Source organism: Frankia sp. AiPs1 (genome assembly GCF_023716945.1).
In the GTDB taxonomy this organism is placed as follows: Bacteria; Actinomycetota; Actinomycetes; order Frankiales; family Frankiaceae; genus Frankia.
This window is the reverse complement of sequence record NZ_JAMQQF010000069.1, coordinates 1-19707: the sequence shown is the minus strand read 5'-3', so window position 1 is coordinate 19707 and position 19707 is coordinate 1. Positions and strand designations below refer to the sequence as shown.

General features: G+C 73.0%; 17 protein-coding genes and 1 pseudogene. 8 read left to right on the top strand and 10 right to left on the bottom strand.

The genetic code is table 11. The features are described from left to right. From ND748_RS09820 to ND748_RS09800, 5 genes are all read left to right on the top strand, one after another. The coding region (locus ND748_RS09820; RefSeq protein WP_251745362.1) for a beta-ketoacyl synthase at positions 1–1608 on the top strand (1608 nt) is incomplete at its 5' end. Beyond that, the gene (locus tag ND748_RS09815; protein WP_251745361.1) at positions 1602–3182 is read left to right on the top strand and encodes a PfaD family polyunsaturated fatty acid/polyketide biosynthesis protein; all 1581 of its coding nucleotides are present in this window, start codon (positions 1602–1604) and stop codon (positions 3180–3182) included. The genes ND748_RS09820 and ND748_RS09815, both read left to right, overlap by 7 nt. Before the next feature lie 6 nt (positions 3183–3188). Then, the gene (gene accD, locus ND748_RS09810; protein WP_251745360.1) at positions 3189–4961 is read left to right on the top strand and encodes an acetyl-CoA carboxylase, carboxyltransferase subunit beta; all 1773 of its coding nucleotides are present in this window, start codon (positions 3189–3191) and stop codon (positions 4959–4961) included. Further along, the gene (locus ND748_RS09805) at positions 4958–5578 is read left to right on the top strand and encodes a biotin/lipoyl-containing protein (RefSeq protein WP_251745359.1); all 621 of its coding nucleotides are present in this window, start codon (positions 4958–4960) and stop codon (positions 5576–5578) included. The genes accD and ND748_RS09805 overlap by 4 nt, the downstream gene beginning before the upstream one ends. Further along, the gene (locus tag ND748_RS09800) at positions 5578–6948 is read left to right on the top strand and encodes an acetyl/propionyl/methylcrotonyl-CoA carboxylase subunit alpha (protein WP_251745358.1); all 1371 of its coding nucleotides are present in this window, start codon (positions 5578–5580) and stop codon (positions 6946–6948) included. The genes ND748_RS09805 and ND748_RS09800 overlap by 1 nt, the downstream gene beginning before the upstream one ends. A gap of 110 nt (positions 6949–7058) precedes the next feature. On the opposite strand, the gene ND748_RS09795 is transcribed toward ND748_RS09800, so the two are convergent. Together ND748_RS09795 and ND748_RS09790 are read right to left on the bottom strand one after the other, a co-directional pair. Beyond that, positions 7059–8612: an HNH endonuclease signature motif containing protein gene (locus tag ND748_RS09795; RefSeq protein WP_251745357.1), complete on the bottom strand. Its 1554-nt coding sequence runs from the start codon at positions 8610–8612 to the stop codon at positions 7059–7061. 320 nt (positions 8613–8932) lie between these two features. Then, complete coding sequence (locus ND748_RS09790) at positions 8933–9286, bottom strand: VOC family protein (RefSeq protein ID WP_251745356.1); 354 nt, start codon at positions 9284–9286, stop codon at positions 8933–8935. A 207-nt stretch (positions 9287–9493) separates the two neighbouring features. Between ND748_RS09790 and ND748_RS09785 the strand changes: the two genes are divergently transcribed. After that, complete coding sequence (locus tag ND748_RS09785; RefSeq protein WP_251745364.1) at positions 9494–9709, top strand: hypothetical protein; 216 nt, start codon at positions 9494–9496, stop codon at positions 9707–9709. Here ND748_RS09785 and ND748_RS09780 read toward each other — a convergent pair. From ND748_RS09780 to ND748_RS09745, 8 genes are all read right to left on the bottom strand, one after another. Next, on the bottom strand, positions 9652–10473 hold the full coding sequence (locus ND748_RS09780) for a carbohydrate ABC transporter permease (RefSeq protein ID WP_251745363.1): 822 nt from the start codon (positions 10471–10473) through the stop codon (positions 9652–9654). The two genes, ND748_RS09785 and ND748_RS09780, sit on opposite strands and share 58 nt — an antisense overlap. 42 nt (positions 10474–10515) lie before the next feature. Continuing rightward, the gene (locus ND748_RS09775) at positions 10516–11493 is read right to left on the bottom strand and encodes a carbohydrate ABC transporter permease (RefSeq protein ID WP_251745355.1); all 978 of its coding nucleotides are present in this window, start codon (positions 11491–11493) and stop codon (positions 10516–10518) included. Next, positions 11490–12365 (bottom strand): metallophosphoesterase, encoded by an 876-nt coding sequence (locus tag ND748_RS09770; protein ID WP_251745354.1) that lies wholly within the window; start codon positions 12363–12365, stop codon positions 11490–11492. Before ND748_RS09770 ends, ND748_RS09775 begins: the two co-directional genes overlap by 4 nt. 4 nt (positions 12366–12369) lie before the next feature. Beyond that, entirely contained in the window at positions 12370–13764 is a 1395-nt protein-coding gene (locus tag ND748_RS09765; RefSeq protein ID WP_251745353.1) for an ABC transporter substrate-binding protein, read from the bottom strand. Between the two features lie 81 nt (positions 13765–13845). Further along, positions 13846–15033: an ABC transporter ATP-binding protein gene (locus ND748_RS09760; protein WP_251745352.1), complete on the bottom strand. Its 1188-nt coding sequence runs from the start codon at positions 15031–15033 to the stop codon at positions 13846–13848. A gap of 205 nt (positions 15034–15238) precedes the next feature. Further along, entirely contained in the window at positions 15239–16192 is a 954-nt protein-coding gene (locus ND748_RS09755; RefSeq protein WP_251745351.1) for an alpha/beta fold hydrolase, read from the bottom strand. After that, positions 16189–16773, bottom strand: a complete 585-nt coding sequence (locus ND748_RS09750) for a DUF4442 domain-containing protein (protein ID WP_251745350.1) — start codon at positions 16771–16773, stop codon at positions 16189–16191. Before ND748_RS09750 ends, ND748_RS09755 begins: the two co-directional genes overlap by 4 nt. A 54-nt stretch (positions 16774–16827) precedes the next feature. After that, complete coding sequence (locus ND748_RS09745) at positions 16828–18027, bottom strand: acyl-CoA dehydrogenase family protein (RefSeq protein ID WP_251745349.1); 1200 nt, start codon at positions 18025–18027, stop codon at positions 16828–16830. A gap of 242 nt (positions 18028–18269) precedes the next feature. Here ND748_RS09745 and ND748_RS09740 point away from each other — a divergent pair, with 242 nt between their 5' ends. After that, positions 18270–19196: a 2Fe-2S iron-sulfur cluster-binding protein gene (locus ND748_RS09740; protein WP_374215884.1), complete on the top strand. Its 927-nt coding sequence runs from the start codon at positions 18270–18272 to the stop codon at positions 19194–19196. Continuing rightward, positions 19186–19707, top strand: a pseudogene (locus tag ND748_RS09735) (FAD-dependent oxidoreductase); the annotation flags it as partial. The gene ND748_RS09740 and the pseudogene ND748_RS09735, both read left to right, overlap by 11 nt.

The following is a 19707-nucleotide window of genomic DNA, read 5'->3' as shown; positions in this document are numbered from 1 at the left end:
GGCCGGGGCCTGGTCCGCGCCCGGCTGGCCGACCCGGCGCCGCAGGGTGCGGGGCTGACCGAAGCCGCCGCCCAGGCCGCCCGCCTGTTCGCCGTGTACGTCGGCCTGCACCTGTGCCTGCTCGACGCGCACTTCGTCGACGGCGTCGCTCCCGGTGCCGCCGGCGGTGCCGTGGGCGGCCCCCGGCTCGAACTCGCCGGCGCCGACCTGGCCGGAGCCGGGGAGCTGGAGCTGGTCCTCGACATCGTCGACCTCGACCTGGTGCCACGGCCCGCGCTGCGCGCCGACGCCGAGATCCGCCGGGTCGGCGGGGGTCGGGCCGGCGAGGGTGAGGTGCTCGCCCGGATCACCGACCTCGCCGTCGGCGTGCACGAGGGCGAGGGCCGCCCGGTCGGCCCCGGGCCCGGCGGGACGACCCCGGTCTGGCTGGGCCGGCGCAACGCGACCGGCGACCGGGCGATGCTCAGCGAGTTCCACATGGCCCACTTCTGCCGCGGTGACCAGGCGATCGCGCTGGGCCCCGAGTTCGCCGGCTACACCGGGCGCAAGGCGACACGGCTGCCGTCGGGCGGGCTGCTGCTCGTCGACCGGGTGCTGGCCGTCGAGGGCACTCGCGGGGACCCGAAGTCGCTCGACGGCGGGGCCTCGCACATCACCGAGTACGACGCGCCCGCCGACTCCTGGTACTTCGCGGACACGGCGAACGCGTCGATGCCGAACTGCGTCTACATGGAGACGTCGCTGCAGGCGGCGCTCATGGTCGGCTACTACATGGGTGCCACGCTCGGCGATCCGGCGGCGTCGGTGAGCCTGCGCAACCTCGGCGGGACCGCCCGGGTGCTGCGCGAGGTCGACCTGCGCGACGCCACCATCCGCCAGCACTCGAAGCTGCTGTCGACGACGGACATGCCCGGCTCGTCGCTGCAGAGCTTCGAGTACACCCTGTCGGTGGACGGCGAGCCGTTCTACGAGGGCGAGACGATGTTCGGCTACTTCAGCGACGCGGCGCTGGCCAACCAGACCGGCCTGGACGCCGGCCGGTCGGCGCCGACCTGGCTGGAGTCGACCGCGCTGGAATCAGGCGGGCCGCAGCCGGCGACGCGCACCCTCGACGTCGCCGCACGCCGCGCCGACCCGGCCGCGCGGCTGTGCGCCCGCGACCATCTGGCGCTGCTGGACACCGTCGACGTCGTCGACGGCGGCGGCCGGTACGGCCAGGGCTACCTGCACGCCGTGCGGGCGATCGACCCGGACGACTGGTTCTTCGCCCGCCACTTCCACCTCGACCCGGTGATCCCCGGCTCGCTCGGCGTGGAGACGGTCGTCCAGGCGATGCAGGAGTGGCTGCTCGACTCCCCGCACGCCGACGGCCTCGTCGACCCGGCCTTCATCCTGCCGGTGGACGCGCCGTTCACCTGGAAGTACCGCGGCCAGTTCCTCCCGACCGACGGGGAGACCCGCCTGGAGGTGCACCTCAAGGAGGTGCGCCGCGCGCCGGGACGGGTCCGCGTCACCGCCGACGCCAGCGTCTGGAAGCCGGGCCTGCGGATCTACGAACTCCTCGACATCGCCGTCGAACTGCGCGAGGACGGAGCTCCGGCATGGTGACGACCACCTCGGCGCCGGCCGGCCTGGCGCAGGTGCAGCGTGACCTGCTCGCCCTCGACCAGCCCTGCTACGTGCTGCGCGACGCCAGCGGCGTGCGGACGAGCTCCGACGCCGCCGCGGTGGCGCGGATCGTCGCCGGCGGCGGCCAGGTCCTCGCCGCCGTCGCCCCGCGGCCCGCTCAGGCGCTCGGTGACCCGGAGTTCCGCCGCGCCCACGGGGTCCGCTACGCCTACATGGCGGGCGCGATGGCCAACGGTATCGCCTCGGCCGCGATGGTCGCCGCCCTCGCTCGCGAGGGTTACCTGGCCTCGTTCGGCGCCGCCGGGGTGTTGCCCGCCCGCATCGACGCCGCGCTCGCCCAGATCGTCCGCGACGCCGGCGGGAACGCGTTTGCCTGCAACCTCATCCACAGCCCGAGCGAACCGGCGTTGGAGGCGGCGATCGTCGACGCCTGCCTGCGCCACCGCGTCGGCTGCCTCGAGGCGTCGGCGTTCGTCGAACCCACCGCGCAGCTCGTCCGCTACCGCCTCGCCGGCCTCGGGCGCGACGCGTCGGGCCGGGTCGTCGCCCGCCACCGGGTGATCGGCAAGGTGTCGCGGGCGGAGGTCGCCGAACGGTTCCTGCGCCCGGCGCCGCCGGAGCTGGTCCGCCAGCTGCTCGAGACGGGCGCGGTCACCGCCGAGCAGGCCGAGCTGGCCCGTTCGGTGCCGCTCGCCGACGACCTTACCGCCGAGGCGGACTCCGGCGGGCACACCGACCGCCGTCCGCTGCTGGTCCTGCTGCCCGAGCTGCTGGCGCTGGCCGAACGGGTCCGCCGCGAGGAGGGTTACGCCACCGCGGTGCGCGTCGGCGCGGCCGGTGGCATCGGCACCCCGACGGCGGCCGCGGCGGCGTTCGCCCTCGGCGCCGCCTACGTCGTCACCGGCTCGATCAACCAGAGTTCGGTGGAGGCCGACCAGTCCGACACGACGAAGCGGCTGCTGGCCGCGACCGGCGTTGCGGACACGGTGATGGCGCCGTCGGCGGACATGTTCGAACTCGGCGTGGAGGTGCAGGTGCTGCGCCGCGGAACACTGTTCCCCGGCCGGGCGCGCCAGCTCCACGAGCTCTACCGGACCTACGGCGGCGTCGACGAGCTGCCCGCCGACGTCCGGTCCGTGCTGGAGACCAAGGTGTTCCGCCGTTCGCTGGACGACGTCTGGCAGGACTGCATCCGTTTCTTCTCCGAACGCGACCCCGACCAGATCACCCGGGCCGCGGACGACCCGCGCCGCCGGATGGCCCTCGTCTTCCGGTGGTACCTGGGCCGCTCGTCGGGCTGGAGCATCGCCGGGGACGCCGAGCGCGCCCCCGACTACCAGGTGTGGTGCGGCCCGGCGATGGGGGCGTTCAACGGCTGGGTCGCCGGCACCTACCTGGCACAGGTGGGCAACCGCCGGGTCGTCGACCTGGCCACCCAGCTGATGCGCGGGGCGGCCTACGCCGACCGGGCCGGCGCGCTGCGGGCGGCCGGGCTGCGCCTGCCCGCCTCCGTCGCGGGATACCTGCCCGCCCCGTCCGTCGAGGAAAGGTAGCCGATCATGACGATCGAGACCGTGACGACCAGGCCCAGGAGAGCCGGGACGGGATCGTCCTGGCTGCTGTGCGGCGGTTGCGGCGCGATGCTCTACGAGCGCCGTTTCGCCCGCGCCGGACGGGTCTGCCCCGACTGCTCCTGGCACGCCCCGATGACCGCCCACCAACGCCTCGACCTGCTGCTCGACCCCGGCTCGGCCCAGGCGGTCGACGTCCCGGCGATGGACAGCGATCCGCTGGAGTTCACCGACACCCGCCCCTACCGCGACCGGCTGCGCGACGCCCGCGCCAGCACCGGCCTCGACGAGGCGGCGGTGTGCGCGCGCGGCACCATCGAGGGCAACCCGGTGGTGGTCGTGGTGATGGACTTCCGCTTCCTCGGCGGCAGCCTCGGCTCCACCGTCGGGGAGGTGTTCACCCGGGGCGCCGAACTCGCCCTGCGGGAACGCACGCCGCTGCTGACCGTCACCGCCTCCGGCGGCGCCCGGATGCAGGAGGGCGCGATCGCCCTGATGCAGATGGCCAAGACCAGCCAGGCGCTCGGTCAGCTCGACGAGGCCGGGATCCTCACCGTCTCGCTGATCACCGACCCGACGTTCGGCGGGGTGGCGGCCTCCTTCGCGACCCTGGCCGACGTGATCATCGCCGAGCCGGGCGCGCGACTCGGGTTCGCCGGGCGCCGGGTGATCGAGCAGACCATCCGCCAGACCCTGCCCGAGGACTTCCAGACCGCCGAGTTCCTGCTGACCCACGGCGTCGTCGACCTCATCAGCCCCCGGCCCGAACTGCGGGCGAACCTGGCGCGGCTGCTGTCGGTGTCGAGCCGGCGCGACGACGGCATCCCCCGCCAGGCGGGGCGTCCCGGCCCCGCGGTCGTCACCGACCCGGAGCTGCTGGCGCAGCGCGACGCCTGGGAGTGCGTCCGCGCCGCCCGCCGGCTGGGCCGGCCGACGACGCTGGACTACATCGGCATGCTGCTGGAGGACTTCACCGAGCTGCGCGGCGACCGGATGTCGTCCGACTGCCCCGCGCTCGTCGCCGGCCTCGGCCGCCTCGACGGCGTTCCCGTCGCCGTCATCGGCACCCAGAAGGGTCACACCGCCGACGAGCTGCGCTACCGCAACTTCGGCATGCCGACGCCGGCCGGCTACCGCAAGTCCGCCCGGGTGATGCGCCTGGCCGCCAAGCTCGGGCTGCCGGTGATCACCCTCATCGACACCGCCGGCGCCTACCCGGGCGTCGAGGCCGAGGAGCAGGCACAGGCCGTCGCAATCGCCGAGAACCTGCGGCTGATGGCCGGGCTTCCCGTGCCGGTGGTCGCCGTCGTCACCGGCGAGGGCGGCAGCGGCGGCGCTCTCGCGCTGGCGTTCGCCGACCGCGTCCTGATGTGCGCGAACGCCGTCTACTCGGTGATCAGCGCCGAGGGCTGCGCGGCCATCCTGTGGAAGAACCCGGCGGCCGCGCCGACCGCCGCCGCGGCCCTGCGGGTCGACTCCCGCGAACTGCTGCGGCTCGGCGTCGTCGACGGTGTCATCCCCGAACCCGACGGGGGCGCCGACGCCGACCCGGCGGGCACCGCCGACCGCCTGCGCGAGGCGCTGCGCGGCGCGCTCGCCGAGCTGCTGCCCTTGGACCAGATGAACCTGGTGACGCGCCGGCGGACGCGGTTCCGGCAGTTCGGCGTCGCGTCGCCGGCGCCGTCGCCGGCGCCGTCGCCGGCCCCGAGTGACGACGCGCACGACTCCCAGCCTGACCGGAACGTGGAGGCTACTCGATGACGACCGACTCGACGGCAATCGACCAGGTGACGGGAACGGCCGGGAACGGCGACCCGGATGGTGGCGACGGCCGGGTGCCCGCACCCGCCGTGGACGCAGTGGTGGCGGTGCTCGGCGCGCACGTGCTCGAGCTGTCCGTGCGGGCCCGGATCGCACCCAGCCACGTGCGCGTGTCGGCCGGTGACGTCAGCGTCGAGATAGGGTGGACGAGCACCGGCCAGAGCTTCGCGGACGCACCGGTCGCGTCGGCCCGAACCCGCTGGGTGACTCCCTCCGCTCCTACGGTGCCGCCCGCGCCGGCGCAGGTGTCCCCGGCCCCGGCCACCGAGCCAGCGGCGGCCACTGATGCCGAGACGTTCCCGCTCGGGTCCCCCTCCGTCGGCATGTTCTACCGGGCGCCCGAACCCGGGAAGGCGCCGTTCGTCGCCGAGGGCGACACCGTGCGGACCGGGCAGCAGGTCGCGATCGTCGAGGCGATGAAGCTGATGATCCCGATCGAGGCGGAGCGTCCCGGGCGGGTCGTGCGGGTCCTCGTCGAGGACGCCACCGCCATCGAGCACGGCCAACCGCTGTTCCTGCTCGCCCCGCTGGAGCAGTCCCCGAACGGGAGTCATTGATGTTCAGCAGCGTCCTGGTCGCCAACCGGGGCGAGATCGCGCTGCGGGTGGTCCGCACCTGCCGCGAGCTCGGCATCCGCACGATCGTCGCGCATTCGGCCGCCGACCGGGACTCCGCCGCCGTCCGGATGGCCGACGAGTCGGTGCAGGTCGGCCCCGGTCCGGCGAAGCGCAGCTACCTGAACATCCCGGCGGTGGTGGAGGCCGCCCGGACCCGCGGCGCCGAGGCGATCCACCCGGGCTACGGCTTCCTGTCGGAGAACCCGGAGTTCGCCGAGGTCTGCGAGGACGAGGGGATCGTCTTCATCGGGCCGCCGGCCGACGTCATGGCCCGGCTGGGAGACAAGGCCGTCGCCCGCGGGATCATGCGCGACGCCGGCCTGCCGCTGCTGCCGGGCAGCCGCGACGCCCTCGACGGTCTGGACGCAGCCCTCGCACTCGCCGGCGACATCGGCTACCCGCTGATCCTCAAGGCTGTCGCCGGCGGCGGCGGTCGCGGCATGCAGGTCGTCCACGACCGCGCTGACCTCCCCGCCGCCTACGCCGACACCCGTGCGGCGGCCGCGGCCGTGTTCGGCGACGGCCGGCTCTACCTCGAGCGCTACCTCGAGTCCGCCCGCCATGTCGAGATCCAGGTGCTGTGCGACGGCCACGGCAACGGCGTTCACCTGGGCGCCCGCGACTGCTCGCTGCAGCGGCGCCACCAGAAACTCGTCGAGGAGTCCCCGGCGCCCGGGGTGGACCCCGACGGCGTCGCCGAGCTGGGTCAGGCGGCGGTGCGCGCCGTGCTCGCCGCCGGCTACGTCGGCGCCGGCACCGTGGAGTTCCTCTACGACCCGGCGCGCGGGGCCTACTACTTCATGGAGGTCAACTGCCGGCTGCAGGTCGAGCATCCGGTCACCGAGATGGTCACCGGCCTCGACCTGGTCGCCGAGCAGCTCCGGGTCGCGGCGGGTGAGGAGCTCGGCTACACGCAGGCCGACGTCACCGCCCGCGGCGTGGCCATCGAATGCCGGGTGAACGCCGAGGATCCCACCCGGGACTTCCGCCCCACCCCGGGCCTCGTCACCGAACTGGAGCTGCCCGGCGGCCCGTTCGTCCGCGTCGACACCCACCTGACCGCCGGCTACCGGATTCCGCCGCTGTACGACTCGCTGCTGGCCAAGGTCGTCGTCTGGGCACCGGACCGCGACGGGGCGATCGCCCGGATGCGCCGCGCGCTCGCCGAGACCCGGGTCGTGGGTGCCGGCGTGGCGACGACGGCGGGTTTCCTCGCCGACGCGCTCGACCACCCGCGCTTCCGCGCCGCCGAACACGACACCTCGCTCGCCGAGACCCTCCTGGCCCGGGCCGAGCCCCGGGTGGCCTGACTGGAGCCGCTGAAGGCTCCTTGGCTCCTTGGTTGGCTCCGCGGTTCCGCGGAACCGGCCCCGCCGTCCGCCGCTGTGAGGTTGAGGAGGGCGCAGGGGTTGAGGAGGGCTCAGGGGTTGAGCAGGGCGTGGATGGAGTCGAGGAGGCTGAGTCGGCCGCCGTCCTGGGTGTGGATGGCGGTGGAGGTGACGTGGCGGGTGGCGCGGGCGAGCATGGCGGCGGGTTCGGGGCCGGGGAGGATGGGTGGGGCCTCGGTGATGGCGCGGCCGTCGGGGATCCGGGCGGTGACGGTGCCGTCCGGGGCGCGGTCGAGGTGGATGTGCTCGTCGTGGATGGCATGGTGGTGGGCCGTGCAGAGCAGGAGTAGCCGGTCGATGTCGGTGTCTCCTCCCTCGGCCCAGTCGGTCAGATGGTGGATCTGGAGCCAGCGGGTGTGTCCGCAGCCGGGGTACTGGCAGCGGCCCCGGTCGCGGGCGTAGACGGCGTCGCGCAGCCGTGGGCCGGGGTGGCGCTGGCGGCGGCCGAGGTGCAGGGGGTTGCCGTCGGGGTCGGTGAGCAGCGCGCGGATCAGCCCGTCGCAGCCAAGCCGTTGCACGACCTGTGGGGACAGCCCGATCCCGCCGTCAACGTCGGCCCACGCTCCGATCCCGATCCGCGATGTTGCCAGCAGCCCGGCGCCGCCGTCCGCCGCAGCCCCGGCTGGCAGCTCTGTCCCGCCAGTCGCAGCGCTGTGGTTGTTGTCCGGGGCGCTGGCGGGGGTGTCGGGGGTGGCGGGGCGGGTGGTGAGGTGCACGGTGAGGGTGTGGCCGGGCGTCGTCAGCCCGGGAGCGGGCCGGTCGAGGAAGCCCTCGGCCAGGGCGACCAGCGCGTCGGCATCCCGCCGCCGGTCTCGCACCGTGGTCACCCTCTCTCCGTCCGCGGGCGGATGCTCCGTCCCACCATCGCCCGCCCCGACATCACTCGCCGCACCGCCGCCGGCGGCGACCTCGTCGGTCGTCGTACTGCCCCCGCGGGGAGCGGTGTTGTCCTCGAGGCTTGCCCGGGCGGCGTCCAACGCCGCGATCAGCCGGGCACCCTCCTCGGGGGCCAGCACCGCGTGCAGGCAGAGCATGCCCTCGTCATCGACACGCCAGGACAGCCGCCGCGCGGCGCGGCGTACCCGCTCATCCCCACGGACCTGCCGGTAGGACCGCACCAGCCGCTCGAGCTGGCCCGCGCCGCAGAAGTGGGCATGTGACAACCAGATCTGCTCGGTCTGCGGCTCCGCGACCCGGGTCACCGCCCGCGCTTTGGAATAGGACAGGGTACCGGCGGCGAAAGCGGCACGGATCGCGGGAAGGCGCTCCAACGCGTGCGCGGTGGCCAGATGCTCCCGCGCGGTCCGCGGATCGATCCCGCACCGCCAGGCCAGCCAGTGTGCGCACGACCTGATACCGACCCCGGACCAGCCCTCCCGCCGGTCGAACGCCGCCAACGCCATCAGCCAATCGCAGGTCGCCGCCGCGATCCGCCCAGCCCAGCGGCAGATCACCTCCTCTACCACCCCCAACGCGGCCGTCTCCACATCCACCTCCAGAACGGAGGGGAACGTCGAGGATGTTGGAGAAGGAGCTGCCGCTGTTGCCATCATCATGATCACCGGGCCAGGGGTGTCGTCGATCATCGGACCGGACCATCGTCCCATCCACCACCGACAAAAACCGCGCCAAGATCAACTAGGGCGAGGTGCGCCCGGCACCAGCGTTTGTCATGACCACAGGGTGACCATGATCGCTGCGGACCGATCTTCATCCGCGGATGATCGGTTGGAGGCGGGAATGCCCAGCTACGGGGGCTAACTCCCGGTGAGCCTGGTTCCGCGGAACCGCGCCGCGCCGTGCTGCCGGACGCGAGCTCGACATCCATGACCAGGGTGATGCGGGTCGGACGGTACGGCAGTCTGTGGGGAGGCGGGCGCTTGTGTGGCGGAGCGTGCGGCCGCGGTCAGGCGGGCTGCCACAGCTCGACCCGGTTGCCCGCCGGGTCGGTGACCCAGCCGAAGCGACCGACACCCTCCATGTCCTGCGTCTGCGCGGCCACGTCGGCTCCCTTGGCACGAAGCTGCGCGAGCATCGCGTCCAGGTCGCGGACCCGGAAGTTGAGCATGGCCTGCTGGCTAGGGGACCCGAAGTAGTCGGTGTCGGAAGCGAACGTCGCGAACACCGTCGGCCCGGCCGCCTGGCTCCACAGGCCGTGGTCGTCGGCGTCCAGGCCCAGGCAGTCGCGGTACCACGCGCTCAGGGCCGCGGGGTCGGCGGCCCGTAGGAAGTAGCCACCGATTCCTTGCACACGTTCCATGCCGCCATCCTGCCAGGACGGCGATCGACCCGACCGGCACCACACGTGGACCGGGCCCTGGATGCAGAAGTCCGGGAGCGCTCGCGGTTCCGCGGAACCGCCCCCGGGATCGGCGACGCGCAGGTGCATGGCGGCGGGGTAGTCGCGAGGGGACGTGGGGGGGGGGGGGGGGGGGGGGGGGGGGGGGGGGGGGGGGGGGGGGGGCGGGTGCCGGGGCGGGGCCGCGGCGGCGCGCCCCCCCCCGCCGCCCCCCCCCCCCGCCCCCCCCCCGCCCCCGCCCCCCCCCCCCCCCCCCCCCCCCCCCCCCCCCCCCCCGCCCCCCCCCCCCCCCCCCCCCCCCCCCCCCACGAGTCTTCAGCGCGTCCTCAGCGCAGGCCGGAGCGGACGAAGCCGCTGACGACGTGGCGCTGCAACACCAGGTAGATGATGAAGATCGGCAGGCAGGCCAGCCCGGCGGTCGCGGTCAGCGGGCCCCAGTCGTCGCCCTCGGTGGCGCTCATGAAGCTGCGGATGCCGAGCTGCAGCACGTCGTTGTGGCGCTGCAGGACCAGCGCCGGCCAGAAGTACTCGTTCCAGGCGTTGACGAGCAGCAGGATGCCCAGCGCCGCCAGGGCCGCCCGCAGGTTCGGCACGACCACCGTCCACAGCGTCGACCAGGACGACCGGCCGTCCATCCGGGCCGCCTCCAGCAGCTCCTTGGGGAAGCTGTCGAGGTGCTGGCGCAGCAGCAGCACGCCGAGCCCGGAGACGAGGTTCGGGACGATCACCCCGGACAGCGTGTTGAGGAGCCCGAGCTGGTGCAGCAGCACGTAGTTCGGCAGCATGGCGACCTGGAACGGCACCAGCCAGCTTCCGACGAAGGCCAGGTAGAGCACTCGCTTGAGCGGGAAGTTCCAGGCGGCGAAGGCGTACGCGGCGAGCAGGCTGGTCAGCAGCTGCCCGAGCGCGGTGAGCACCGCGATGAGGGTCGTGTTGAGCAGCAGGCGCAGGACGTTGATCTCGTCGATCGCGGTGCGGTAGCTGCCGACGGACAGCGGCCATGGCAGCGGGCTGACCTCGTAGACGTCGTTCGGTCGCCGCAGCGACGTCGCGTACAGCCAGTAGATCGGGAACACGCAGGCCAGGCCCAGCACGGCCAGGGTGAGATGGCCGACGACGACGCGGGTCCTCGACTGACCCCCCGGCATCACCGGCGCGTCGAAGTTGGCGAGTGTCACGAGGCCGCCCTCTCAGTTGTCGTGGATGGTGACGCGCTCGGAGATCCACAGCAGCACTGCCGCCACGAGCCCGAACCCGATGAAGAACACCACCCCGGCCGCGGAGGCGAGGCCGGCGTCGAAGCTCTGGATGCCGTACTCCCAGAGCAGGTAGTAGACGTTGGTGGTGGCGTTGACCGGACCGCCCTGGGTGAGCGTGTCGATCAGTGGGAACGTCCACTGCGGCGCGAAGAGCAGCGCCGTGGACAACACCAGGAACACCAGCGTCGGCGACAGCAGCGGCAGCGTCAGCCAGCGGGTTATCTGCCAGCGCGATGCCCCGTCGACGGAGGCGGCCTCCGCGTAGTCACCGTTGATCGAGGCCAGCCCGGCGGCGACCACGACCACGGCGAACCCGAGGACGTGCCAGCCGGTGATGCCGGTGATGGCGATCAGGGCGGGCCATCGTTCGTGGAACCAGTTCACCGACGAGCCCGTCGCCCGGTTCACCGCCCCGGATCGGGGGCTGAGCAGCCACTGCCAGACCGCGGCGCTCGCCACCGGCGCGACCAGGAAGGGCAGGAAGATCAGCGCCTGGTAGATGCTGCGCGCCCGGCCTCGAACCTCGCGGGAGAGCAGCCCCACCACGACCGGGATGACGATCGTGAACGGCAGCAGACCGAGGATCATCAGAAGCGTTCGCCAGACCGACCCACCCAGCTCGGGCAGGGTGAACAGCCGGTGGTAGTTGTGCCAGCCGACCGGGGTCGCGGGCTGGGTCGGCGACAGGTTCCACGAGTAGAACGAGTAGTTCGCCGTCTCCACCAGGGGGCGGTAGGTCCAGACGATGAGCATGCCCAGCGCCGGGATGAGGTACAGGTAGGGGACGACGCCGCGGCCGAGGCGGCGGGCCACCCGCCGGGCGGTCCGCCCCCGGCCCCCGGCCGCTGCGGGCGCCACGTTAGACGCCGGCAGCGTGGGGGGAGCGACTTCGACGAACATTCCGCTCATCCCGGGGTGGTCTGCGGGGTGAGGCTGCGGATGAACTCCACCTGCTCGGCCCGGTCGTTGTTGTAGACCAGGCCGGTGGGAGACAGCGGGATCGCGGTGGCGACGAACTGGCCGTCGATCAGGTCGATCCGGCTGAAGCCGCCGCCGAGCAGCCCACGCAGCCGGCCGTCGGGCGGCAACGGGTCGGCGTCGTAGGCGAGCGCGGGGCTGATCCACACGGGGATGCCGGCGAGCGCGCCGGCGCCGGCGTGATGGGCGTGCCCGCTGAGGATCATGCGCACGTCGGTGCCGGCGACGACGTCGGCGAGCCGCTCGGCGGCGGCGAGCCGCAGCAGGTGCACGGTCGGCACCGGCGACGGCAGCGGCGGGTGGTGCACGATCAGCAGGGTGCCCCGCGGCGCCGGGGTGGCCAGCACGTCGGCCAGCCAGGCGAGCTGGGCGTCGGTGAGCCAGCCGTCGTGGCGGCCCGGCGTGGTGGAGTCGAGGGCGACCAGGCGCAGGCCGTCCACCAGGTGGACGCTGTCGCAGGGATGGTCGGCCGGTGCGCCGGCAGCGCCGCCCAGCAGCTCGGCGCGGAACGCCAGTCGCTCGTCGTGGTTGCCCATCGCGTAGACGACGGGCGCGTCGAACGTGGCCGCCAGCGGGTCGATGATCTGGCGCAGCCGCCGGTAGGAGGCGGGCGAGCCGTCGTCGGCGAGGTCGCCGGTGAGCAGGATCCCAGCGACCGGACCGGTCGAGGACGCCACCGTCGCGGCGACCGTCTCCAGCAGGGCGAAGGTGTCCACGCGGCCGTGCATCAGCTCGCCGGCTGGCAGCAGGTGGGTGTCGCTCACCTGGATCAGGGTCAGCTCGGCCGGTCCGGTCGTGGTCATCGGACTACGCCTTCGGTAGCAGGGCCGTGCCCTGCTTCTGGGCGGCGGTCAGGGTCGACTGCGCGTCCGCGCCCTGGTACACGATCTTCTCGACGGCGTCCATCATCCCGTCGCGGACCTGGATGTAGTTGACGCCGGGAATCGAGATCCACGGCTCCATCCGGTCGAGCTGAGCGATGTTCGGCTTGATCAGCGGGTTGGCCTTGGCCCAGTCGGCGAGTCCGGCCGGGTCATCGACGAGGCCGGTCCGCAACGGCAGGTAGCCGATCTTGGTGGAGATCGTCTTGTAGGCGTCCTCGCTGGTCAGGAACTTGATCAGCTCCCAGCCGGCACGCTGCTTGGCCGCGTCGTTGGAGAGCACGAACAGCGACGCGCCGGAGTTCGTCGGGACGGTCGGCTTCGAGCCAAAGGTCGGCATCTCCGCGGCCCGCAGGTCCCACTTGCCCTTCGCGCCCTTCACGAACGTGCCCTGGATGGAGCTGGTCTCCAGGATCATGCCGACGTTGCCGGCGGCGAAGCTCGTGTAGGCCTCCTTCTGGCCCAGCACGGGGGTCAGGCCGTCCTTGACCAGGCCCTGGGCCATCTGGACCGCTTCGACGGCGGGGGGCTGCGCGTAGGTCAGGCTGGTGCGGTTCTCGGAGATCACCCGTCCGCCGTTGGAACGCACCAGGCTCTGGAAGCACCAGTCCTTGGCGATCTTCGTGAGGCAGTCGAGGTACACACCGTCGTGGTCGGTCTTGTCGACGATCGCCTTGGCGTCCGCGCGAGCCTCGTCCCACGTCGTGGGCGGCTTCGCCGGGTCGAGCCCGGCCTGCTGGAAGATGGAGGCGTTGTAGTACAGCACCGGGGTGGAGAAGACGAACGGCACGCCGTAGGTCTTGCCGTCCCAGTCGCCGAGGGTCCGCGCCGTCTTGGCGTAGGGGAACTTGGCGCCGTCGAAGTTCGCCTGGACGGCGTCCTTGCCGAGCAGGTCGTCCAGCGACTTGACCTTCAGCGAGTGGATGGCGAAGTCGAGGTCGCTGAAGCCGAGCTGGACGACGTCCGGCGGCGAGCCGGCGGCGATCTGGCTCTGCAGGCTCGACACCGTGTCGGTGGCCGGGTTCGGGCTGGAACCCTGCGGCTTCTGCGCGGTGACGTGGATGTTCGGGTGCGCCTTCTCGAACTTGCCGATCAGCTCGTTGAAGGTGTCCGTCCAGGCACCGGCCTGCCCGAAGTTGTAGCTCTCGAAGACGATGGAGACCTTCTGGTCCGCGCCCAGCTCCGGGATCTTGGCGGCGGCTTTCGGTGTGGCTTGGTCGCTGCCCCCGCCGGGCGAGCCGCAGGCGGCCAGGACGGACAGTGCGGTGGCAGCCGACAGGGCCACCAGGGAGAATGATCTCCGGGCGAACGGTCTTTTCACGTGCTGCTCCTCGGCGAGGTGACAGTGCGAGCGGGTGAGCTGTGGTGGGCGCCGGTGGCGCCGGGTGTCGTCCGGGTAACGTCAGGTGGCGACGGGGACGCGGGCGGCCGGGACCGAGGCATCCCGGTCCGGCTGCCAGACGAGCCGGCGTCCCGACTCTCGGTCGAACAGATGGGTGTGCTCGGGGCGGACGGTGAGGACGACGGACTCGCCGACGGTGAAGCCGGCCGGTCGACGGGCCCGCACGGCGACCTCGGCCGAGCCGACGCGGCAGTGGGCGATCTCCTCGCTGCCGAGGTTCTCGACGGTCCGCACGAGGCCGTGCAGCGTCGCCCCGCCGCCGCTGCCGCCGGCCTCGGGCGCGGGGTCGCCGTCCGCGACCGGGCGCAGGCTCAGATGCTCCGGGCGGACGCCGAGGATGGCGGGCCGCTGTGCCTGCTCGCCCGGCTCGCCCGGCTTACCGAGATGGCCGAGGCCCAGGGGGGCGTCCACGCCGGCGGCGACCGCGTGCAGCCGGCCGTCGCGGGTGACGATCTCGGCATCGAGCAGGTTCATCGGCGGTGAGCCCATGAACCCTGCGACGAACGCCGACGCCGGCGTGTCGTACACCTCGGTCGGCGTCCCGATCTGCTCCAGGCGGCCGCGGTTGAGCACGGCGACCGACGTCGCCATCGTCATCGCCTCGACCTGGTCGTGGGTGACGTAGACGAACGTCCGCCCGAGCCGGCGGTGCAGCTCGGTGATCTCCGTGCGGGTCGCGGTGCGCAACTGGGCGTCCAGGTTCGACAGCGGCTCGTCCATCAGGAAGGCGCCGGGGTCGCGGACCAGGGCGCGGCCGAGCGCCACCCGCTGGCGCTGGCCGCCGGAGAGCTCCCGCGGCCGGCGGCTGAGCAGCGCGCCGAGGTCGAGGATGTCGGCGACCTCGGTGACCCGTCGGCGGATGTCGGCCTTGCGTGTCTTGCGAGCGCGCAGCGGGAAGCCGATGTTGCGTTCCACGGTCAGGTGCGGGTATAGCGCGTAGCTCTGGAACACCATCGCGAGGTCGCGGTCGCGGGCCGGGGTCTCGGTGACGTCGTTCCCGTCCACGAGTACCCGACCCTCGCTGGGGGGAATCAGACCTGCGATCATCCGCAGCAGCGTCGACTTCCCGCAGCCGCTGGGGCCGAGCAGGACCAGGAAGTCGCCGTGGGCGACGTCGAGGCCTACCCCGTCGACCGCCCGCACGTCACCATAGCGGCGCGTGACGTTTTCGACGGTAATGCGGCTCACTGGTTCCCCCGAATCCGGCTGTCCCCTGGCCGATGAATTCCCGGCACCCGGTCCGTGTACGTGTCGATTAATTCCGTGTCGACGGGCAGGTGCAGTTCAGCAGGTCTCGGTGAATCATTGGTGAACAGATCGCGACGAATATGTCGGTGACCGCCCCCGATTGGAGGTTCCAATCGCACGAGAGGAATCCGGCTACTCGGCCCGGCTACTCGGGCCGGCGGCGGTCGCGGATCCAGGCCGCGACCGCCGGGCCGATGACGGCGGCGTCCTTCGTCCAGGCGAAGTGGTCGCGGTGCGTGACGCCGGCGGCGGCGGTGATGTGCCACCGGTCGAGGCGGGCCCGGGGCATCCGGCGGCAGAGGAAGTCGACGTTCGACTTCGGTCCCAGCCGGTCGTCGTCGAGGGAGATGGCCAGCACCGGCAGGTCGAGTTCGGCAAGCAGCCGGTCGTAGTCGCGGGTCGTCCCGTGCGGCCGGTAGCGGCTGGTGCGGGAGTGCCGCGCCCAGTCCGTCATCACCCGGCCGGGCATGGCGCCGCCGATGAGCATGCCGCCCGGCCAGTATCCGCGCACCCGCGCGACCAGGCCGATTGTCTGGATCGAGTACAGCGCCTCCACCCAGCGCCGGAAGCCGAACGCCTTCCAGTACACGGTCCCCGTGCCGATGACGCACACGCCGGCGATCGGGCTGTCGGCGATCGGGCTGTCGGCGAGAGGGCTGGCGTCGTCGGGCTCGGGGCGCCGCTCGGCCGTCGCGGCGGCGGCGTGCAGCAGGGCGAGCTGGCCGCCGAGGCTGTGCCCGAACAGGTACGGCCGTGATCCGGGGAACCGGGCCCCGACGGCGGCGAGGACCCGCGGCAGGTCGACCTCGATCAGCTCGCGGTAGCCGAAGGTCGGCTGGTCGTGCAGGCCGGGCGTCGACTCGCCCTGGGCGCGCAGGTCCGTCGTCACCACCGACAGCCCCGCCGCGTGCAGCGCCCGGGCGATCGGCAGGTAGAACTTCGCCTTGAGCGCCATCGCGGGCAGGATCAGCACGACCGGCGCGTCCGGGTCAGCCTGGGGGAGCACCCGCAGCACGAACGACACGCCCCCGACGCTGTCGACTCGCAGCGCCTCCAGCGTCGAGAACTCCGAGCGCCGCGGCGGCGCCGACCCGGTCACCGGGCGGCCGGAGCGGCCGGAGCGGCCGGAGCAGCCGGAACAGCCGGAGCAGCCGGAGTGGCCGAAGCGGCGAGCTCGGCGACGTAGGCGAAGCGGAAGGTGGCGACCAGGGCGCCGGCGGCGTCGTGCAGCACCGCCTTGCCATCGAGATCGACGCGCTCGCCGGGGCCGGCGGCGAGCACCTGGCGCACCGCCCGCTCGTCGACGGTTCCCACCGCGCGCACCAGGCCCCGGGCCGGCCGGCGGAACGACGACCAGCTGTCGCGCACGACGAGCCACTCCACGTCGGCGATCCGGGCCGCCGTCGCCGCCACGAACGCGCACGCCCCGGCGATGTCCGCGGCGAGGAACTGCGCGCCGGCGTGCACGGTGCCGAACTGGTTGGTCAGCTCGGGGCGGTCGGGGATCTCCACGACCGCATGGTCGGCGTCAACCTCGGTGACCTCGACGCCGACGAAGGCACCGAAGGGCACCACCGTGTTGGCCATGCGCCGGATGTGCTCGAAGTCCACGGCGGCGCCCGGCTGGGCGAAGACCGCGAAGCCGGGTGCTGCCGGGCTCAGAACTGACGGGTTGGTCACCTGGGTCTCCTACCGCTGATGGGGATCTGGGCCGCGAGGGGGACAGGGGCCGGGCTAGCCGAGGCGGCGGAAGACCCGCCGTGCCACCGAGGCCCGTAGCACCTCGGAGGGACCCTCGTAGATGCGGAAGGCGCGCGCCTCGACGAGGAAGCGGGCGACGAGGTGGTCCTCGCAGACGCCGAGGCCGCCGAAGAGCTGCACGGCCCGGTCCAGCACCCGCCACACCGCCTCGGACACGAAGGTCTTCGCGATGGCGGCGTCGTGGCGGGCCGCCGAGCTGGTCGCCCCCTGGGTGTCCAGGGTCGCGGCGGTGGCGTGGACGAGCGCGCGGGCCGCGGCGAGGTCGATCTCGTTGTCGGCGACGAGGGCCTGGGCCATGCCGTGCTCGGCGATCGGGGCGCCGAAGGAGTGGCGTCCCAGCACGTGCTCGGCGGCCAGCACGTGCGCGCGGACCGCCAGCCCCAGCCAGTTCATGCAGAACGTCAGCCGGGACGGGGCGAGGCGGGCCTGGGCGTACTCCAGGCCCAGCCCCACCTCGCCGAGCACGGCGGCGTCGTCGACGCGGCAGTCGTCGAAGGTGACCTCGCAGTGGCCGCCGGGGGCGCTGGTGAAGTCCAGCGTCGGCATCCGGCGCACCACCCGCATCCCCGGGTTGGCCGCGTCGACGAGGAACATCGTGGGGCCGGCGTCGGTGCGCGCGACGCAGATCGTGAACGCGGCGCCGTCCGCGCCCGTGATGAGGTGCTTGGCGCCCGTGATCGACCAGCCGCCGGGCACCCGGGTGGCCAGCGTGCGCAGCATGCTCGGATCGGACCCGGTGCCGGGCGCCGGTTCGGTCATCGCGATCGACGAGCGCACCTCGCCGGCGGCGAGCGGCGCCAGGTAACGCTCGCGCTGGGCCGGGGTGGTGGCGTCGGCGAGCAGGTGGATGTTGCCGTCGTCCGGCGCCCAGCAGTGCAGCGCCAGCGGCCCGATGAGGCTCGCGCCCGCCGCGATGAGCACGTGCGCCTGCCCGCGGAAGTCCAGGCCGAAGCCGCCGTACTCGACGGGCGACAGCGGGCCGAACACCCCGGCGTCCTTGGCGGCCGCGACCAGCTCCAGGCGCAACGCGTCGTCCATCCGGCGGCCGTCGACGACGATCTCGCGCTCGATCGGGACGACGACGTCCCGGACGAACCGCGCGGTGCGTTCCGCCAGCAGCACGGGATCCGGCGGGCTCGATGCTTCGGAGGGCCTCACGATGGTCTCGCTCACGGTTGCTCCCACCGTTAAGAATGTGCTGCGTGCGGGGTCATTCGTGCGGGGTCACTCGTTGTGTGGCGTCACTCGTGCGGGGTCACTCGTGCGGGGTCATTGTTGCCGCGCCCGGTGTGTTCGGTCGTCGGCCATCGACGTTTTCGATGGGGTGATTGCCGTTGTATTGATCGCCGTTCGCCCGATGCCTGGCATGAGACGGTTTGCCGGTGAGTTCGGTATCTCGCTGGACGGTCCTGCGGGTGGACGAGGCGACTCTGGCAGCGGAGAACGTGCTGGTCGTCGTGCTGGTGGACCCGCAAGGAGAGGCTCTCGACACCTGGGCTCCGGGCGCCCACGTGGATATTCGGGTACCGGGTGGGGAGATCCGCCAGTACTCGTTGTGCGGTGATCCGTCCGATACCCGGTCATGGCGAATCGCGGTGCTCCTGGAGGAGAAAAGTAGGGGTGGATCGCGTTACTTTCATGAACAGGTCGTGACCGGCACGGAAATCGAAGTAGGCGCGCCGCGAAACAATTTCCCGCTGGTGGCCGGCGGGTCCTATCGGTTGGTCGCCGGCGGCATCGGCATCACGCCCCTGCTGCCGATGCTGGCAGAGCTGGAGCGCCGCGGCGCCGACTGGCGGCTGTACTACGGCGGTCGGGCCCGGCGGCGGATGGCATTCCTGCCCGAACTCGCCCGCCACCCCGACCGGGTGCACGTACTACCCGAGGACACCAACGGCCTGCTGCCCGTCGACGACGTCGTCGCCGAGCTCGCCGCCGACTCGCGGCTGTACTGCTGCGGGCCGGAGCCGCTGCTGGCGGCCACCGAGCGGGCGTTCGCCGCCCGCGGCGTCGGCAGCCTGCACGTCGAGCGGTTTCGCGCCCGTCCGACGGACGGCGCGGACGAAGCCGACCAGCGGCCCTTCGACGTGCTGCTGGCCGGCTCCGGGCGGCTGGTGCGGGTGCGGGCCGACCAGTCGGTGCTCGACGCACTCGATCGTGCCGGGCTCGACGTCCCCTCCTCGTGCCGCGAGGGCACCTGCGCGAGCTGCGAGACGACCGTGCTCGACGGGGAGGTCGACCACCGGGACTCGGTGCTGTCGCCGGCGGAACAGGCCGCCGGCACCACGATGATGATCTGCGTCTCGCGGGCGCGATCGGAGCGGCTGACCCTTGACCTCTGACTCGCTCACCTCCGACCCGCTGACCTCTGACCGATCGGCGTCGATCCCCCGCTCCGGGCATGCCGTCGTCCTCGGGGCCGGGGTCGCCGGCCTGCTCGCGGCGCGGGTCCTGAGCGAGACCTTCGGCCGGGTCAGCGTCCTCGACCGCGACGACCTGCCCGGCTCCGTCGACGGGGAGGGCACCGGCCTCGGCGTCCGCCGCGGCGTGCCGCAGGCCGGGCATCTGCACGCGTTGATGGACCGCGGCCGCGAGATCCTCGAGGATCTGCATCCCGGCCTGGTAGCGCAGCTCGTCGCCGCCGGGGCGCCGACGAGCGAGGCGCTGGTCGGCGGGCGCTGGTACCTGCAGGGGCGCCGCGTCGGTCCGGTCTCCACCGGGTTGACCTCGGTGCTCGCGAGCCGGCCGCTGCTCGAACGCGAACTGCGCCGGCGCACGGCGGCCCTGCCCGGCGTCCGCCTGCTGCCGAGGACCGCGGTGATCGGCCTGGTCGGCGTCGAGGCGGGCGGGGCC

Excerpts from the sequence above, each read along its gene's own strand:
- ND748_RS09815 (WP_251745361.1), top strand. The coding sequence starts at position 1,602 with ATGGTGACGACCACCTCGGCGCCGGCCGGCCTGGCGCAGGTGCAGCGT.
- accD (WP_251745360.1), top strand. The coding sequence starts at position 3,189 with ATGACGATCGAGACCGTGACGACCAGGCCCAGGAGAGCCGGGACGGGA.
- ND748_RS09805 (WP_251745359.1), top strand. The coding sequence starts at position 4,958 with ATGACGACCGACTCGACGGCAATCGACCAGGTGACGGGAACGGCCGGG.
- ND748_RS09800 (WP_251745358.1), top strand. The coding sequence starts at position 5,578 with ATGTTCAGCAGCGTCCTGGTCGCCAACCGGGGCGAGATCGCGCTGCGG.
- ND748_RS09795 (WP_251745357.1), bottom strand. The coding sequence starts at position 8,612 with ATGATCGACGACACCCCTGGCCCGGTGATCATGATGATGGCAACAGCG.
- ND748_RS09790 (WP_251745356.1), bottom strand. The coding sequence starts at position 9,286 with ATGGAACGTGTGCAAGGAATCGGTGGCTACTTCCTACGGGCCGCCGAC.
- ND748_RS09780 (WP_251745363.1), bottom strand. The coding sequence starts at position 10,473 with ATGCCGGGGGGTCAGTCGAGGACCCGCGTCGTCGTCGGCCATCTCACC.
- ND748_RS09775 (WP_251745355.1), bottom strand. The coding sequence starts at position 11,493 with ATGAGCGGAATGTTCGTCGAAGTCGCTCCCCCCACGCTGCCGGCGTCT.
- ND748_RS09770 (WP_251745354.1), bottom strand. The coding sequence starts at position 12,365 with ATGACCACGACCGGACCGGCCGAGCTGACCCTGATCCAGGTGAGCGAC.